The following is a 1,217-nucleotide window of genomic DNA, read 5'->3' as shown; positions in this document are numbered from 1 at the left end:
ATGGGGAGACCATACGGAGGAGCCATTAAGAAATCTCTTACTTGCATTTCTGGTGCTTCATCAATTGCAACAATATACTTTTCTTCTAATTCTTTAGAAAACGCAATAATTGCCTTCTTCTTATTTACTGTTTGTGTGTTAATAAATTCAAACTGACCTTTTGAGTTTACATTCACTTTTTTATCTAAAATGTAATGTAATTCTTCTTTTTTTCCCTCTCCAAAATACAAACGGCTAGTTCCCATTGATATGGCAGCACGGAATGACTTTAATGTACTGTCATTCGCACCTAGTACTGCAAATTGGATTTGATGATGACGATTTACTGCCATTGCAAAACAAAAAGCTGTGTGTGAGGCAGCGGCTGTCTCGAATTGCAACATCGCTGGTGTTTGTTCCTGATCAAATGGATCTTGTTGAATCACTTCTTGTATCATAAAGTTCCCTCCTAAAATAAAAAACGCATCTTATCCGATACGTTTCATGTCCTACTCATTCAATTTATTAGCTAAAAATCTATAAACTGTTTCCACTCTGGTAATGATTGTTCAGCCGCATGTAGCATATCACCTGCACCTAATTGAGAAGCACATAAACAAATGATTGTAAGTACAATAGCAATACGAAACATACGATTACTAAATTCCCATACGATAAATAATGCTCCTATTCCTAACAGTACAGACATAGCCTTCTTCCTTTCTTAGACAAGTTCTTTGACTTCACCTTTTGGTGTTGCAATGATAAATTTCGCGCGACGTTTTTGTAAAACAACTTCTTTCGTTGTTTTTTCCAATTGCTCAAATGAATGTTCATAATACACATTTTCAGATCCACGAACTGCATGGAGTGTATCACCTTCACCAAGCAAACCATCTGCCACACCCGTAATCAGCAATAGTCCTAATTGTCCAGAAGCAATTGGCATCTTCGCTCTCTCTGCAGCTGTTTTCTCGCCTTGTAGTGAGTAACCATTCCCTCTATTTAAACGCTTTTTGAGCGACGAGATACCTTCCGATTTCCCTACTCCTTCATAAGCACTTTTATAATCCACTCTTGATGTAAAAATGCTTTTTTTCTGATGATGCAATTCAGGTATAATCCAACTTTTACGATTCACCATTTGCGCTAATGTATTCACATTTTTTTTGACGAAAATAAGATCAGACATATTTTCACAAAAATTAGCGAACCGATCGTTAAAGTATGTATCATTT

General features: G+C 36.2%; 1 protein-coding gene and 2 pseudogenes. All 3 read right to left on the bottom strand.

The window, feature by feature from the left end:
* Window positions 1-437, bottom strand: a pseudogene (locus tag CO726_RS30945) (hypothetical protein); the annotation flags it as partial.
* 71 nt (window positions 438-508) lie between these two features.
* A complete protein-coding gene (locus CO726_RS30940) occupies window positions 509-688 on the bottom strand; it encodes a hypothetical protein (protein WP_099686825.1) in 180 nt (59 codons plus the stop codon).
* 15 nt (window positions 689-703) lie between these two features.
* Window positions 704-1,217, bottom strand: a pseudogene (locus CO726_RS30935) (DUF6094 domain-containing protein); the annotation flags it as partial.

This window comes from Bacillus fungorum (genome assembly GCF_002746455.1).
GTDB lineage: Bacteria > Bacillota > Bacilli > Bacillales > Bacillaceae_G > Bacillus_A > Bacillus_A fungorum.
The sequence above is the reverse complement of the archived record's forward strand: the minus strand, read 5'-3'. Positions and strand labels throughout refer to the sequence as shown.

Bases quoted from the DNA above. Each gene is read 5' to 3' on its own strand.
- CO726_RS30940 (WP_099686825.1), bottom strand. From the start codon at position 688: ATGTCTGTACTGTTAGGAATAGGAGCATTATTTATCGTATGGGAATTT.